Source organism: Mesorhizobium sp. M0676, from assembly GCF_040320535.1.
Taxonomy (GTDB): Bacteria; Pseudomonadota; Alphaproteobacteria; order Rhizobiales; family Rhizobiaceae; genus Mesorhizobium.
On sequence record NZ_JAMYPU010000022.1, the window covers coordinates 49,146 to 63,580 of the forward strand.

At 63.3% G+C, this 14,435-nt stretch carries 19 protein-coding genes; 10 read left to right on the forward strand and 9 right to left on the reverse strand.

All coding sequences use genetic code 11. From position 1 onward, the window contains the following. Positions 1–29: 29 nt before the first annotated feature. The 3 genes from NKI35_RS22460 to NKI35_RS22470 all read left to right on the forward strand — a co-directional run bounded on the left by NKI35_RS22460 (position 30) and on the right by NKI35_RS22470 (position 2,270). Positions 30–557 (forward strand): DUF3592 domain-containing protein, encoded by a 528-nt coding sequence (locus NKI35_RS22460; protein WP_352741526.1) that lies wholly within the window; start codon positions 30–32, stop codon positions 555–557. Between the two features lie 56 nt (positions 558–613). Further along, a complete protein-coding gene (locus tag NKI35_RS22465) occupies positions 614–1,438 on the forward strand; it encodes a TIGR00282 family metallophosphoesterase (protein ID WP_352741527.1) in 825 nt (274 codons plus the stop codon). A 70-nt stretch (positions 1,439–1,508) separates the two neighbouring features. Beyond that, positions 1,509–2,270: a TerC family protein gene (locus NKI35_RS22470; RefSeq protein ID WP_023737883.1), complete on the forward strand. Its 762-nt coding sequence runs from the start codon at positions 1,509–1,511 to the stop codon at positions 2,268–2,270. Positions 2,271–2,292: 22 nt separating this feature from the next. Here NKI35_RS22470 and NKI35_RS22475 read toward each other — a convergent pair whose 3' ends face one another. The 3 genes from NKI35_RS22475 to NKI35_RS22485 are packed head-to-tail and all read right to left on the reverse strand — an operon-like array spanning position 2,293 to position 3,668. Beyond that, on the reverse strand, positions 2,293–2,775 hold the full coding sequence (locus NKI35_RS22475; protein WP_352741528.1) for an SRPBCC family protein: 483 nt from the start codon (positions 2,773–2,775) through the stop codon (positions 2,293–2,295). A gap of 27 nt (positions 2,776–2,802) precedes the next feature. Continuing rightward, complete coding sequence (locus NKI35_RS22480; protein ID WP_023822448.1) at positions 2,803–3,165, reverse strand: VOC family protein; 363 nt, start codon at positions 3,163–3,165, stop codon at positions 2,803–2,805. 20 nt (positions 3,166–3,185) lie between these two features. Further along, on the reverse strand, positions 3,186–3,668 hold the full coding sequence (locus tag NKI35_RS22485) for an SRPBCC domain-containing protein (protein WP_023684154.1): 483 nt from the start codon (positions 3,666–3,668) through the stop codon (positions 3,186–3,188). 51 nt (positions 3,669–3,719) lie between these two features. Here NKI35_RS22485 and NKI35_RS22490 point away from each other — a divergent pair, with 51 nt between their 5' ends. The 4 genes from NKI35_RS22490 (at position 3,720) to NKI35_RS22505 (ending at position 6,153) form a co-directional block, all read left to right on the forward strand. After that, the gene (locus NKI35_RS22490) at positions 3,720–4,043 is read left to right on the forward strand and encodes an ArsR/SmtB family transcription factor (protein ID WP_352741529.1); all 324 of its coding nucleotides are present in this window, start codon (positions 3,720–3,722) and stop codon (positions 4,041–4,043) included. Positions 4,044–4,223: 180 nt separating this feature from the next. Continuing rightward, complete coding sequence (locus NKI35_RS22495; RefSeq protein WP_023668740.1) at positions 4,224–4,973, forward strand: YebC/PmpR family DNA-binding transcriptional regulator; 750 nt, start codon at positions 4,224–4,226, stop codon at positions 4,971–4,973. Between the two features lie 461 nt (positions 4,974–5,434). Then, complete coding sequence (locus NKI35_RS22500) at positions 5,435–5,845, forward strand: RDD family protein (protein WP_352741530.1); 411 nt, start codon at positions 5,435–5,437, stop codon at positions 5,843–5,845. Further along, a complete protein-coding gene (locus tag NKI35_RS22505) occupies positions 5,842–6,153 on the forward strand; it encodes an Rdx family protein (RefSeq protein WP_023818218.1) in 312 nt (103 codons plus the stop codon). Before NKI35_RS22500 ends, NKI35_RS22505 begins: the two co-directional genes overlap by 4 nt. A 33-nt stretch (positions 6,154–6,186) precedes the next feature. Here the strand turns inward: NKI35_RS22505 and NKI35_RS22510 are convergent, their stop codons facing one another. Both NKI35_RS22510 and NKI35_RS22515 read right to left on the reverse strand, forming a co-directional pair. Continuing rightward, entirely contained in the window at positions 6,187–6,663 is a 477-nt protein-coding gene (locus tag NKI35_RS22510) for an anthrone oxygenase family protein (RefSeq protein ID WP_352741531.1), read from the reverse strand. A gap of 1 nt (position 6,664) precedes the next feature. Beyond that, on the reverse strand, positions 6,665–7,492 hold the full coding sequence (locus tag NKI35_RS22515) for an NAD(P)H-binding protein (RefSeq protein ID WP_352741532.1): 828 nt from the start codon (positions 7,490–7,492) through the stop codon (positions 6,665–6,667). 118 nt (positions 7,493–7,610) lie between these two features. On the opposite strand from NKI35_RS22515, the gene NKI35_RS22520 reads away from it, so the two are divergent. Beyond that, complete coding sequence (locus NKI35_RS22520) at positions 7,611–8,252, forward strand: TetR/AcrR family transcriptional regulator (RefSeq protein ID WP_023684159.1); 642 nt, start codon at positions 7,611–7,613, stop codon at positions 8,250–8,252. Between the two features lie 186 nt (positions 8,253–8,438). On the opposite strand, the gene rpmE is transcribed toward NKI35_RS22520, so the two are convergent. Beyond that, on the reverse strand, positions 8,439–8,660 hold the full coding sequence (rpmE, locus tag NKI35_RS22525; RefSeq protein WP_023668748.1) for a 50S ribosomal protein L31: 222 nt from the start codon (positions 8,658–8,660) through the stop codon (positions 8,439–8,441). A gap of 205 nt (positions 8,661–8,865) precedes the next feature. Between rpmE and NKI35_RS22530 the strand changes: the two genes are divergently transcribed. Next, a complete protein-coding gene (locus NKI35_RS22530) occupies positions 8,866–10,668 on the forward strand; it encodes an ABC transporter transmembrane domain-containing protein (protein WP_352741533.1) in 1,803 nt (600 codons plus the stop codon). A gap of 10 nt (positions 10,669–10,678) precedes the next feature. Here the strand turns inward: NKI35_RS22530 and NKI35_RS22535 are convergent, their stop codons facing one another. Continuing rightward, positions 10,679–12,166, reverse strand: coding sequence for a carboxypeptidase M32 (locus NKI35_RS22535; protein WP_023750371.1), 1,488 nt, complete (start codon positions 12,164–12,166; stop codon positions 10,679–10,681). Between the two features lie 139 nt (positions 12,167–12,305). On the opposite strand from NKI35_RS22535, the gene NKI35_RS22540 reads away from it, so the two are divergent. Beyond that, positions 12,306–12,659 (forward strand): DUF1304 domain-containing protein, encoded by a 354-nt coding sequence (locus NKI35_RS22540; protein WP_023750372.1) that lies wholly within the window; start codon positions 12,306–12,308, stop codon positions 12,657–12,659. 78 nt (positions 12,660–12,737) lie between these two features. Here NKI35_RS22540 and NKI35_RS22545 read toward each other — a convergent pair whose 3' ends face one another. Together NKI35_RS22545 and NKI35_RS22550 are read right to left on the reverse strand one after the other, a co-directional pair. After that, positions 12,738–13,163, reverse strand: coding sequence for a hypothetical protein (locus tag NKI35_RS22545; RefSeq protein ID WP_023688945.1), 426 nt, complete (start codon positions 13,161–13,163; stop codon positions 12,738–12,740). 239 nt (positions 13,164–13,402) lie between these two features. Beyond that, complete coding sequence (locus NKI35_RS22550; protein ID WP_023700275.1) at positions 13,403–14,434, reverse strand: peptidoglycan -binding protein; 1,032 nt, start codon at positions 14,432–14,434, stop codon at positions 13,403–13,405. Position 14,435 lies beyond the last annotated feature (1 nt).

The window sequence follows — 14,435 nt, forward strand, 5'->3', positions numbered from 1 at the left end:
CAACACAGTCCGAGCCGATGGCGGCCATCATGTTTGTCTTCGCACGCTTCCTGCTGATGCCGTTCGTCCTCATAGCGGTGACGCTGTTCGCGATGGCATTGCACATTTCCGGAACGGCCCTGCACCACCAGTTCGCCTGGCATCAGACGGTTGCCACAGTGACGGATGTCAGTTCCTACAGCGAAGCCCAGGGTAATGGCCTCACCACGAAAGGCATCAACGTCGCTGTCACCTATGTCGCGAACGATGCACCGATGACGTGGTCCGGCAAGGGAAAGGACATCGGCCTCTACACGGCGTCGAAAGGCGACGCGGTGGAGTTGTATTACAACCCTGCCAATCCATCGATCCTCGATACCGCGGCGATGAAGGGCTGGCGCGGCGGGCTGTTGCTCCTGGCCGCTACTGGTGGGTTCACTGTTTTCTACGTGTGGTTCTTCTGGCTGCGCGGACGCACCGCACCGCCGGCGTCACCGATGATGCCTTCGGCAGTTCGCGTTGCGGGCGCGAGCGCCAAGCCGCCTCAACAGCAGCGTGGTACTTTCGGCCGGCGTTAGCGCCAATCGCCTGGGTAGCGCTTGCCTAGCGTCCGTGCCTCTGGATAGAAGTGGGCATGAGACTTCTCTTCCTCGGCGACATGGTGGGCAAATCGGGACGTACGGCGGTGTGGGAACAACTGCCCGGCCTGATCTCGGATTTCAAACTCGACTTCGTCATCGTCAATGGCGAGAACGCCGCCGGCGGCTTCGGCATCACCGAAGACATTTTTCGCGACACCATCGCCGCCGGTGCCGATGTCGTCACCACCGGCAACCATGTCTGGGACCAGCGCGACGCACTGATCTTCGCGCCGCGCGAGGAGCGCTTTTTGCGCCCGTCCAACTTCCCCAAGGGAACGCCGGGGCGCGGTTCCGGCGTCTATATCGCCAAAAACGGCGCGCGCGTGCTGGTCGCCAACATTATGGGCCGGGTGTTCATGCATCCCGAGCTCGACGATCCGTTCCAGGCCGGCGAGCGCGAGCTGGCCGCCTGTCCGCTGGGCGAGCAGGCCGATGCCGTGGTCATCGACTTCCATGCCGAAGCGACCTCGGAGAAAATGTGCTTCGCGCATTTCGTCGACGGCCGCGCCAGCCTCGTCATCGGGACCCATACGCACCAGCCGACGGCCGACCACCAGATCCTCAGTGGCGGCACGGGCTATATGTCCGATGCCGGCATGTGCGGCGACTATGATTCCTCGCTCGGCATGGACAAGGAAGAACCGCTCAACCGCTTCCTGTCGAAAGTGCCGAAGGGCCGCTTCGAAGCAGCGACCGGACCGGCGACATTGTGCGGCGTCGGCGTCACTATTTCCGACCGCACCGGCCTGACCGAGAAGATCGCGCCTTTTCGTCGCGGGCCTCGGCTTGAAGAAACCGCGCCATCCTTCTGGTCGTGACATTGATATGGTGGAATATAGTACCTAACTGGCGACGAAACTGCTCTAGATCGTAGAGGGGACGACCTCCATGCAGCTCGTTGACTTCCTGGCGCCGCATTTTCAATTTGTTTCCGATCCAACCGCGTGGGTCGCGTTGCTGACGCTGATCGTGCTCGAGGTCGTGCTCGGCATCGATAATCTGATCTTCATCTCGATCCTGACCAACAAATTGCCTGAAGCGCAGCGCGCCCGCGCCCGGCGTCTCGGCATCTCGGCGGCGCTGATCATGCGGCTGGTGCTGCTCGCCACCATTTCGATCATCGTCCAACTGACCACACCGGTGTTCACCGCTTTCGGCCATGGCTTCTCCTGGCGCGACCTGATCCTGATTGCCGGCGGCCTGTTCCTGGTCTGGAAGGCGACCAAGGAAATCCACCACACCGTCGATCCCGACGACCACAAGGATACGATGATGGGCGAGACGCTGCAGATCTCGCTTGCCGGCGCCATCTTCCAGATCCTGCTGCTCGATCTCGTCTTTTCGATCGATTCGATCATCACCGCCGTCGGCATGACCGACGAGATTGCCATCATGTACATCGCCGTGATCGTGGCGGTGAGCGTGATGATGCTGGCGGCCGGGCCGCTGGCCAACTTCATCGCCAAGAACCCGAGCATCGTCATGCTGGCGCTGGGCTTCCTGCTGATGATCGGCATGACGCTGATCGCCGACGGAATGGGCTATCATGTGCCGAAGGGCTACATCTACGCCGCCATGGGTTTTTCCGCCCTGGTCGAGGGCCTGAACATGCTGGCGCGGCGGCGCAAGAAATCCGGCGGCGGGCATTGAGGCTGGCGCCGCAGGGGCGGCCCTAGCGCCCCGGCACGCCGTTTGGGTAGCGGTCGCCGATCAGGCCAAGCGACAGGCCCTGTTCCAGCCATGCCTTTGCGCCGGCAAGAACCAGTGCGAAGCCGTCGGTCGAGCCGACCGCCTGCTTGACCTGGTCGTCGGCGGTGCCGGCGAAGCCGAAATTGCTGACCTCAAGAAAGGTCGCACCGTCAGGCGTTTCGGCGCCGGGCATCTCCGTGAATGTCCAGACCACAGTGGTCGGCGGATCGCTCCATTGCATGACGATCTTCTTGTTCTCGACGATCTCGCTGACATTGACCATCGCCGAGGCGCCGTACATGCGCCACTCCCAGCGAACCTCTTTGCCGCTATCCAGCCGGCCGCTACTGTGGGTAAACCAGAATTTCGTGGTGATGGCCGGGTTGACGATCGCCTCGAAGACCTCGTCGACCGGCCGCTTAATCAGCATGCCGGCTTCGGCAGTCGGCGTTTTGTGAATTTCCATCGATGCTCCTTCTTGTCCGGTTTGCGCTCACCAGGCGTCAGGCTCGCGCACCATGTGAACGATGCTGGCCGGGTTGGCGATCCAGAAGCCGCGAAAGCCTTCGCCCAGGGGCTCGACCGCGTCGCAACGGACGACGCCGGCCTTGGCGAGATGATCCGCAATGGCTGCAGAATCGTCGGTGAAAAGCTCAAGCCAGACTTCGGCCTGGCTCAGCATCGGCGCCTCGTCGATCCACAGACGGTTTGGGCCAAGCTCGAAGCCGATGGCCGGCGTCTTGGCGGTGACTGGCTTCAAGCCGACGACATCACGATAGAAGGCGATCGTCGCCTCGTACTGGTGCGGCGGCACCTTCATGGCGATGTTGATGCCACCGGTGATCTTCGCGGTCATTGCGGGCTCCGTTGCGCGGTTCATCTGTTTGTCTCGTTGGCCGGCTCGCCCCTCATCTCGCCGCGGTAGTAGCCGTCGCGCAGGTTGATGCCGTATTCGACATAGGCCTTCATGCAAGCCAGCATCTGCGACCAGCCCTCGCAATTGAGGTAGGATTTCTGCAGGCCGACCACGCCTTCCGGCCAGCCGGATTCAGCAATGGTCACAAGGGTGCCGCCATCGTCCAGCGGCTCGAAGTTCATCTCGATGCGTGTCTTGTAGGCCGGCCTGTCGTCGGCATCTGTGGCATCCCAGCGCAACACGATGCGGCTGTCCTTGACCACTTCATCGACCTCGACCGGCACTTTTCCCCACCAGACGACACCGATGCCGGCTTCCAGCGGGGCGCTGGCGCCGCCGATGGTGGTGAAATAGCCGCTGAGCTTCTCCGGATTGACGACTGCGTCGAAGACTTCTGCGACCGGTTTGCCGATGCGCCCGGAAACTCTGAATCCAAGAGACATATCCACAGCTCCTTTCTTGATTGGCTCGACGATATGTTATAAAAACATAACATGTCAAGCCAAACCGCGGACGATCACGTTTTCAAGGCGTTGGCGCATCCGCGCCGTCGCGAATTGCTGGATCGGCTGAAGGATGCGCCGCAGACGACCGGCATGTTGTGCGAGGCGTTTCCCGACATCGATCGCTGCACCGTCATGCTGCATCTCAAGGTGCTGGAAGAGGCCGGGCTGGTCGTGGCAAAGCGCGAAGGGCGAGAGCGCTGGAACCATCTCAACGCGCTGCCGATCAAGCATATTCATGACCGCTGGATCAGCCAGTATGCCGGCCATGCGCTCAGGATTATCGACCGGCTGAAGTCCGATCTGGAGGGCTGAACCGGCGCGGCTGGACGAATTGAGCCGATTTATCTATAAGCCGGCCATTCCGACAGAGAACGCCGTGCATCCATCGCGTTGCACCTTGGACGGCTCTGAAAATTTGAATTCGAGTACCCGGGAGGACGAGGTGAGACCACCTCGCTCCGGGATGCTCTAGCCGAAGACGACAGGGGTGCCATGGCTGGCCATTCACAGTTCAAGAACATCATGCACCGCAAGGGCCGGCAGGACGCGGTGCGGTCGAAAATGTTTTCCAAGCTGGCGCGCGAAATCACCGTCGCCGCCAAGAGCGGGACGCCCGACCCATCGATGAACCCGCGTTTGCGCCTGGCCATCCAGAACGCCAAGGCGGTGTCGATGCCGAAGGACAACATCCAGCGCGCCATCAACAAGGCGTCGATGGGCGATGCCGAGAATTACGAAGCGGTGCGCTATGAAGGCTATGGGCCGGGCGGCGTGGCGCTGATCGTCGAAGCGCTGACCGACAACCGCAACCGCTCGGCCTCGAATGTGCGCGCCGCCTTCACCAAAGCCGGCGGTGCGCTTGGTGAAACCGGCTCGGTGTCGTTCATGTGGAACCGCGCCGGCGAGATTTACTATCCGGCCTCCGCCGGCAGCGCCGACAAGGTGATGGATGCGGCCATCGAGGCCGGCGCCGATGACGTCGAGTCCGACGAAGAAGGCCACACCATCTACTGTGCGTTCGAGAGTATGGGCGAAGTGTCGAAGGCGCTGGAAGCCTCGCTTGGCGAGGCCGAATCGGTGAAGCCGATCTGGCAGCCGCAGAACAATGTCCCGGTCGACGAAGAGCGGGCGCAATCGCTGATGAAACTGGTGGCAACGCTCGAGGACGATGACGACGTGCAGAGCGTCTACGCCAATTTCGAGGTTGACGACGAGACTATGGCCAAGCTCAGCGCGGCATGAGTTTCTGACCGTCACACGGAAGTGTAGGCGAACGTCGTAGCCAAGGACTCCCCACCCAACGTATAGATCAGTCAGTGATCGACGGGAGGGGAGATGACCGGCGAAGGGATTCCACTTGCCGCTGCGATGGCTTGGCCTCGCCGCGGTGGCTTCTGGCGTCGGTTCCTTGCTTCGTTTATCGACTACCTTGTCGTGTTGATACCTCTCTATTTTCTGGTGGCTGGCTTGTTCGCGCTGACCGACGGTGGGGTGAAAGGTCACTTCTGGCTCTTCCTAAGAATATGCAGCTCGGCCAAGGTGCACGGCGGTCCGTCGCTTGGACGGTACGATTGGCAGGTGTGCAAGTCGTCTCTCTTCGGCTTTCCAGTAGCCGATCGGGCAGTTGGCACCGGACCCAATCTGCGAAGCCCGAGACGGTTTCAATCGATCTTAATTCGAAGGGGAATTTTCGACCTACGGCGTTGGATCTGGGTTTCCTCCAAGTACCCGCTCTGGCGATCTATCTTCTTCTTATGGAGATGGCCTCGGGCCGATCAGTCGGCAAGCGGGTTTTGGTGCTCGTCGTTTATGACGAGAATGACTGGCAGAGAAGAGGCTTGCCCTTGCGAAAGGCGTTTCGTCGACAGGTGATCAAGTTTCTCGGCACTTTCCCCGTCGTACTGACAGGGGCCTGGTTTGCCTTTCAGACCTGGGGGAGCTTTCCGCGACCTGCGCCGAGCAATGCCTGGTTGGAATTCGTGCCCGCCTTGGTCGCGATCGGCTTGTCTTTGGTCTGGCCGGTCTGGATCGGAATAACGATAGCGTCGGGCAATGAGCCGATCCATGATCGGGTTGCCGGCACAACCGTTCGCACCCGCGAGACACATGAATGAGCCTCCCTGATAAACCTCGGATCGTCATCACCTATTGCACGCAGTGCCAGTGGCTGCTGCGGGCCGGCTGGATGGCGCAGGAGCTGCTCTCCACCTTCGGCACGGATCTCGGTGAAGTGACGCTGGTGCCGGGCACAGGCGGCATCTTCACCGTTTCCTGCAACGATGTGCTGATCTGGGACCGCAAGCGCGACGGCGGCTTTCCCGATGCCGCCAAGCTCAAGCAGCTGGTGCGCGACGTCATCGATCCGGACCGGGATCTAGGCCATTCCGACCGCAAGGGTCACACGCAAAACGACCCCTCTTGAGGCGAGGTCCTTGCGTTTGCGAAGTGACATTTTTCATAGCAATGCGAAGATGAAACAGGCCATCGACACGATGGCGGTGATGGTGCGGACGTGGTTCCACATCACCCATTGGTTCAGATGGTTCGCCCACACGGCTGCGCCATTGGCGCTGGCCGGGTCGACGGCGGCGAGCGCATCGTTGAGCGGCACATTGAAGACCATGGTCACGATCGGGTTGCCGATCAAATAGATCACGGCACCGGCAAGCAGCCAGTATAAGCCGGACTGGCTCCACCCCATGAGAACGGCGGCGATAAGCACCAGACAGAGCAGGCCGGTGCCGAACAGCGCCGTCATGAAGGCGGGCGTGATCACCGTGATGTTGATCGAATTCATCGCTGCGATGCCTTGGGGGACCGGCAGCCGGGCAAGCGCCGACATGATAAAGTTGGAAAAGGCGAAGAACACGCCGCCGACGACGCCCGAGCCGATGGCGGCGATGATGGTGAGGGTGGGAAGAAGCTTGATCATCTCAGTTGCTCCAGATGCCGGTTGCAGCGGTTTCATTTGCGTAGGCGGAAAAGTCTTTCGGCGCGCGGCCGAGCACACGCTGGACGCCGTCGGTCAGCGTCTCGTTGCGGCCGTCAAGCACTTCGGTGAACAGCTCGTTGAGCAGCCAGGCGATTTCGGGCGGCAGTTCGTATGCCGCCGTCGCGGCGGTGAATTCGTCATGCGAGATCTTGATATAGCGGATGTCGCGGCCGGTCGCCTTGGCGATCTCGGCAACCGCGTCGGCGAAGCTTAGCAGCCGCGGCCCGGTCAACTCATAGAGCTGGCCGACATGACCCGGTTCGGTCAGCGCAACGAAGGCAGCATCGGCGATGTCGTCGACATCGACGAAGGGCTCGCCAACAGGGCCGACAGGCAAAGCCACTTCGCCTTGCCGCAAGGACTCGACGAGAAAACCTTCGCTGAAATTCTGCGAAAACCAAGCGCAACGCAGGATCGTCCAGTCAGCGCCCGAGGCTTTGACCATCTCTTCGGCGCGCTGGGCTTCGGTCTCGCCGAGGCCGGAGAGCAGCACCATGCGGGTGACGCCATTTGCCACCGCAAGCCTGGCGAAGGCGCCGACGGTCTCGGCGGCGCCCGGCACGGCGATGTCGGGATAGTAACTGATGTAGACGGCGCCCACGCCCTGCATGGCAGGCTCCCAGGTCGCCGGAACCTCCCAGTCGAAGCGAGGGCTGCCGGAACGCGAGCCGATGCGCACGGGAATGCCCTGTGAGGTCAGCCGCCCGGCGAGGCGACGGCCGGTCTTGCCAGTGCCACCGAGGATCAGGACTGGTTTGGTGTCGGTCATTGTGGTTTTCCTCTGTTTACAAATATGAGTAATCCTCACATTTGCAAAACGTGATAAACCCTCGTATTTTGGGAGTCAAGCCGTCTGTTGGCAGATTTTGTCGAGACCGGAGGCCGTCATGGAAGACACAGCAACGCCCGCATCTGCCCAGGAGCAGGTCGCATCGCCGCGACGGGCGCCCACCCAGCAGCGCAGCCGCGAGCGGGTCGAGCGCATGCTGGCCGCAGCCTCGGCGCTGATTGCCGAGCAAGGCAGCGACGCCATGCGCATGGGCGAGGTGGCGGAACGGGCCGCGGTGTCGATCGGCTCGCTCTACCAGTTCTTTCCCGACAAGCGGGCGATCGTCTGGGCGCTGGCCGAGCGCTACACCGCCGAAAGCCAGGCCTGCATCTCCTCGGCGCTCAAGGATGTCGTCGACGCCGAGGGCCTGCGGCAGGCGTTTTCGGAGCTGGTGGATATCTACTATCAGCTGTTCCTGGCCGAGCCGGTGATGCGCGACATCTGGTCGGGCACGCAGGCCGACAAGGCGCTGCGCCAGCTCGAACTCGCCGACAGCCGGGCAAATGCCGAATTCCTGACCATGGTGCTGAAGCGGCTGCATCCCGGCGCCGATCCGGTGGCGCTGGAGACCACAGCGTTTCTGGTCTGGCAGATGGGCGAGGCTGCCGTGCGGCTGGCGATCTCGGTCGACCGGCAGGAGGGCGACAGGCTGGTCGCCGCCTACAAGCGCATGGCGCTGCGGGAATTGGTGGACGGGTAGGCTCGCACCACTCTGGGAAGGGTCGCTTCGAAGCAGCAGGGTGGAGGCGTCGGACCGCACCCGACCCTTGGGCCGACCTCCCCACAAGCGGGCGGTATCGGCGCGTAAGCTTGAAGCGACTGACTTTGGCGGCAACAAAAAACCCGCCACAAAGGCGGGTTCTTGATTCAGCGATACAGGTAAACTTTAAAGGCCGAACCCTTCGAAGCGCTTCTTGAACTTCGACAGGCGGCCGCCGCGGTCGAGCAGGGTCTGCTGGCCGCCGGTCCAGGCCGGGTGCGTGGTCGGGTCGATATCGAGGTTCATCGTATCGCCTTCCTTGCCCCAGGTCGAACGGGTCGAGTATTCGGTGCCATCGGTCATGACGACCTTGATGGTGTGGTAGTCGGGATGGATATCGGCCTTCATTGTCGTGCTTCCTGGCTTGTGGCGCTACAGACTGGCCCGCGGCCTGCGTCGATGCGCCCCTTTTTAAAACTCGAAGCCGCAGCTATTGAAAAGCCACGGCTTCTAAAACGGTCGGCGAGCCTATACATCAGCCGGAATTGAATCACAAGGCCACGGCAGGCGCATATTGAACGCGCCCACCTGGAAGCGGCCAGAGGAAACGGTCATGGCGGACATCAGCGGCGAGCAAGACGGGCGCAGGCGCTCGCTCGGGCCGCTCAGGCGCCTGTATCCCTATATATTCCGCTACCGCAAACTGGTCATAGGCGCCCTCATTTCGCTCGCCATCGCCGCGGCGACGACGCTGGCGCTGCCGCTGGCCGTGCGGCGCATGATCGACCACGGTTTCAGTGCTTCCGGCACCGTCTTCATCGCCGAATATTTCGCCGCTTTGGTGGCGATGGCAGCCATTCTGGCGGCGGCGTCGGCCGGACGCTACTACTTCGTCATCACGCTCGGCGAGCGGGTCGTCGCCGACATCCGCAGCGACGTGTTTTCGCATGTCACGACGCTTTCGCCGTCCTTCTTCGACACCGCGCAATCGGGCGAGATCGTCTCGCGGCTTGCCGCCGACACCACGCAGGTGAAATCCGCGGTCGGCGCCACCGCCTCCGTGGCGTTGCGCAACGTCATCCTCGGCCTTGGCGCGGTGGCGATGATGGTCGTCACCAGCCCGAAACTGTCGGGCCTGGTGATCGCGGCCATTCCGCTCATCGTGCTGCCGCTGGTCGCGTTCGGCCGTTCGGTGAGGCGCCGGTCACGGCAGGCGCAGGACACGCTGGCGCAAGCGACCGCCTATGCCAGCGAGCAGATCGGCGCGGTGCGCACGCTGCAGGCGTTCACCAACGAGACGCTGGTCACCGGGCGGTTCTCGGCCGCGGTGGAAGCCGCCTTCCAGGCGGCGCGCTCGTCGATCTTCTCCCGCTCGCTGCTCACCTTCTTTGCCATCTTCATGATCTTTTCCTCGGTCGTGGCGGTGTTGTGGTTCGGCTCGCGTGACGTGCTTGCCGGCACGATGTCGCCCGGCACGCTCGGCCAGTTCCTGCTTTACTCCGTGTTTGCCGCAGGCGCGCTGGGCGCACTGTCGGAAGTCTGGAGCGAGCTTGCCCAGGCGGCGGGTGCGGCCGAAAGGCTGACCGAGATACTCGACGAGACGCCGGCGATTCAACCGCCGGCCAATCCGCTGCCGCTGCCCGCCAAGGCGACAGGCGCGATCAGTTTCGACGACGTCTCCTTCTCCTACCCGGCAAGGCCGGACCGTGCCGCCGTCCACGGCTTGAGTTTTCAGGTCAAGCCCGGCGAGACGGTGGCGATCGTCGGCCCGTCGGGCGCCGGAAAGAGCACCGTCTTTTCGCTGATCCTGCGCTTCTACGATCCAGAAACCGGCCGCATCGCCATTGACGGCGTCGACGTGCGCGAAGCCGATCCGGCTGAAGTGCGGGAGCGCATTGCGATCGTGCCGCAGGACGTCACCATCTTTGCGGCAAGCGCGCGCGACAATATCGGCTTTGGCCGGCCGGGCGCGACGAATGCCGAGATCGAGGCCGCCGCCAGGGACGCGCTGGCCGACGAGTTCATCCTCAGGCTCGACAAGGGCTACGACAGCCAGGTCGGCGAGCGCGGTGTGACCTTGTCCGGCGGCCAGCGCCAGCGCGTGGCGATCGCCCGCGCCATCCTGCGCGACGCGCCGATCCTGCTGCTCGACGAGGCCACGTCGGCGCTCGACGCCGAAAGCGAAACGCTGGTGCAGACGGCGCTGGAACGGCTGATGCAGGGCCGCACCACCATCGTCATCGCCCACCGGCTGGCGACCGTGCTGAAGGCCGACCGCATCCTGGTCATGGATGGCGGCCGCATCGTCGAGGAAGGCACGCACCAGAGCCTGGTCGCCAAGGGCGGAATCTATGCAAGGCTGGCCAAGCTGCAGTTCGAAACCGGAGCAAGCGCCTTCAGGGGTGCCGCGGAGTAGCAACCCGCAATCAGGCGGGACCATACCGCTTGCGGAGATGCTCGGTGAAATGCGCGGCATTCAGTTTCTCGCCCGTGGCGCGCTCAAGCAGTTCGGGCGTCGACCAGCGCGATCCCTGCGACCAGATATTGTCGCGGCGCCAGTCATTGATGGCGGCGAAATTGCCCCTGGCGAGATCGCTGTCGGCTGAAGGATGGTCGCGCGTCAGCGCAGCCCATTGCTGCGCCGCCATCATGGCGCCCAGCGTATAGGACGGGAAATAGCCGAAGGCGGCGCCCGGCCAATGCACGTCCTGCATCGGTCCGTCGGCTGGGTTGTCGATGGTCGAAAGGCCAAGATACTCCCGCATCTTGGCGTCCCACGCCTCGGGCAGGTCGGCCGCCTGCAGCCGCCCCGAGACCAGCTCCTGCTCCAACTCGTAGCGCAGGATGACATGCAGCGGGTAGGTGACCTCGTCGGCGTCGACGCGGATCAGGCCGCGCTCGACCCGGTGCACATGCGGCAGGATGTCGTCCAGCGACCAGGCCTCGCCGAGATGCTTTTCCACCACCGGCAGCGCCCAGCGCCAGAATTCGGGGTTGCGGCCGATCTGCTTTTCGACGAACAGGCTCTGGCTTTCATGCACCGCCATGCCGCGCGCCTTGCCCAGCGGCCAGTGCGCCCAGGCCTTCGGCAGGTTCTGCTCGTAGAGCGCGTGGCCGGTCTCGTGCAGCACGCCCATCAAAGCCGACAGGAAATCGGACGTTTTGTAGCGGGTGGTGATGCGCACGTCGCTCGGCACGCCGCCGCAGAAGGGATGGTGCGATACGGACAGAGAACCGTGGGTGAGGTCGAAGCCGACCGAAGCCATCATGGCGAGACCAAGCTCGCGCTGCCGGTCGATCGCATAGCTGCCGGAGAGCGGCTTCACGGGATGCCTGGCCAGGCGCGCTTCCTGCGCGGCCAGGGCTTCCGGCACGAAGCCCTTCAGGAATGTCTTCAGCTCGGTGAAGACCGGCGTGATGTCGGCGGCGCGGTTGCCAGGATCGTATTGCTCCATCAGCGCGTCGTAGGGATCGAGGCCGAGCGCGTCGGCGCGCAGGGCGGCTTCCTCGCGCACCAGCGCGATGACACTTTCGAGCGCCGGCAGGAAGCCTGCCCAGTCATTCTTGGCGCGCAGGTCGCGCCAGAGCTGCTCGGAGCGCATACGCGCTACCGTCTGGCGCTCGACGAATTCGACCGGCAGGCAGGTCAGGTTGGTGTATTGGCGACGCAGTTCGCGGACCGCCGCCTGCTGCTCCTCGTTGAGCGCCTCCTGTTCGGCGGCGGCGAGCCAGTCGGCGATCTCCGGCGCCGTTGCCCTGATATGCAGCATCCCGGCCAGGGACGACATGGCTTCGGCGCGCTTCTCGCCGCCGCCGACAGCCATGTGAGTCGCCTCGTCGGCGCCGAGGATAGCGAGCGCATGTTCCAGCGCTTCGAGCTTGTGGCCGAGATCATCGAGTTTGTGAAAGGACATGGCAGGTTCCGCGTTTTGGACGGCGGGAAAAGATACCAACGCGCCAGGATTGGCAACCCTCAAAGGTGGCTATCGCCGATGCAGCTTGCGCCGGTGAGCTTGTGCGCTGCGGTGGAACACCGCCGGAGGGGAGACTGAGATGATCGGCAATTTCCTGGTCGGGCTGGTGGCCCTGATCCACCTCTACATCGTCTATTTGGAAATGGTGGCGTGGGACACACCGCGCGGGCACAGGGCGTTCAACCTCAAGCCGGACTTCGCCAGCGCATCGAAGGTGCTCGCCGCCAATCAGGGGCTCTACAACGGCTTCCTTGCCGCCGGGCTGATCTGGGGCCTCTATCTCGGCGCGGCGGGATTCCAGATCAAGGTGTTCTTCCTGCTTTGCATCGCCATCGCCGGCCTCTATGGCGCGGCGACTGCCAGCCGGAAGATCCTCTATATTCAGACCGTGCCGGCGGTGCTGGCCCTCGCTGCGCTGTGGCTGGGCTGGTGACAAAAAAGACGCCCTCGGAGCCAGATCCGGGGGCGTCAGACAGTCCCTTCCTCATTCCTGGAGATATCAGAGCGGATCTCAGCCGTTCGGATAATTCCCGCCGTCGGAGCCATCGCCGATCATGAAGCCGCTGCCGGTGTCGGACATCAGCCTCTGATCGACATTGTCGAGGCGGCGCAGCAGATCGTGATATTGCGCGGCCGGGATCCGGCCATGGTCAGAAGCGGCGACCCGTTCGGCGGCCTGGCCGATATGCGCAGCACGCAGATGCAGCCACTGCGCTTCCGAGGTCGAGATGCCCTTCGTCTCGCGCGCATCCGTGATGCCCTGTTCGACGCCCCGCACCTGCTCGATCAGGCCGGTCACGCGCGGACCGGTCATGTCGGTCGGGTCGCTGGCGTCGAGGGCGCCCTTGTGATGTCCGGCGGCATAGGCGCCGGCGAGTGGAACAGTGATCAGAAGTGTCGTGAGGGTTGCGGTCCTGAGAGTCTTCAAAGAGCGCATGATGTGCGTCTCCTCCTGCTATGGAAGGGGCAAGCGCTTTCGCTCCGCCTTCCGGAAGCGGGCCGTCCGGTTCCGTCGCGTCGCGATGGGAGGCATCGCCGGCGGTTCTCGGCCCTGCGCGTCAAAGTAGGAGCCCGGAAACGCGAAGTGTAATTAAAGAAAGATAATGTTTTCAGGCCTTGCCGACTTGGCGTTGCGCCCTAGAGTTGAGCCGGCAAACAATTTCGCGTGACTGAAAATCACCGTTCGGTGAGCTTCAGTTCAATGCGTCGGTTCTTGTTGCGGGCGTCTTCGGTGTCGGCGGGGTCGAGCGGCTGGAATTCGCCGAAGCCGGCCGCAACCAGCCGGTTGGCGGGGACGCCGTTCTCGATCAGGAACTTGACCACCGAGGTCGAACGCGCCGTCGACAATTCCCAATTGTCGCGATAGCGGCCGGCGCCGGACAGCGGCTTGTTGTCGGTGTGGCCGTCGACGCGCAGCACCCAGTTGATCTCGGGCGGGATTTCCTTTTGCAACTCGATGATGGCATCGGCGAGCTTCTTCATCTCGACCTTGCCGGCATCGTTGATCACTTCCGACCCGGTCGGGAACAGAACTTCCGACTGGAAGACGAAGCGGTCGCCGACGATGCGGATGTTCTCGCGGTCGGCGAGGATTTCGCGCAGGCGGCCGAAGAAGTCGGAGCGATAGCGGTTCAGCTCCTGCACGCGCTGCGCCAGCGCGACGTTGAGCCGACGGCCGAGATCGGCGATCTTGGTGTTGGAATCGCGGTCGCGCGTTTCGGACACATTGAGGGCGTCCTCGAGCGCGCCGATCTGCTTGCGCAGTGCCGCGATCTGCTGGTTCAGGATCTCGACCTGGCTCAGCGCCTGCTGGCTGATCTGGCGCTGGCTGTCGAGTTCGCCGCCGAGCTCCGCGGCGCGCTGGTTGGCGGCGTCGCCGGCGCCGGCGCCTTGCGCCAGCAGCTGCTCGAGCCGGCTCTTCTCAGCTTCCGCCGCCGACAGCGACGCCTGCAGATTGGCCAGCGAATCGTCCTTGTCCTGCGCGCTCGAGCGCTCCAGCGCCAGCAACTGCGTCAGTTCGTTGATCTGCGAGTTGAGGCGCGTGAGCGCCGTATCCTTGCCGGAGAGTTCGCGTCCGAGCAGGAACTGCGCCAGCACGAAAACGGTGAGCAGGAACATGATGGCCAGCAGCAGCGTCGACAGCGCGTCGACGAAGCCCGGCCAATAGTCGATCCGGCGATCGGTGCGCCGGCCCCTGGCGAGAGCCATG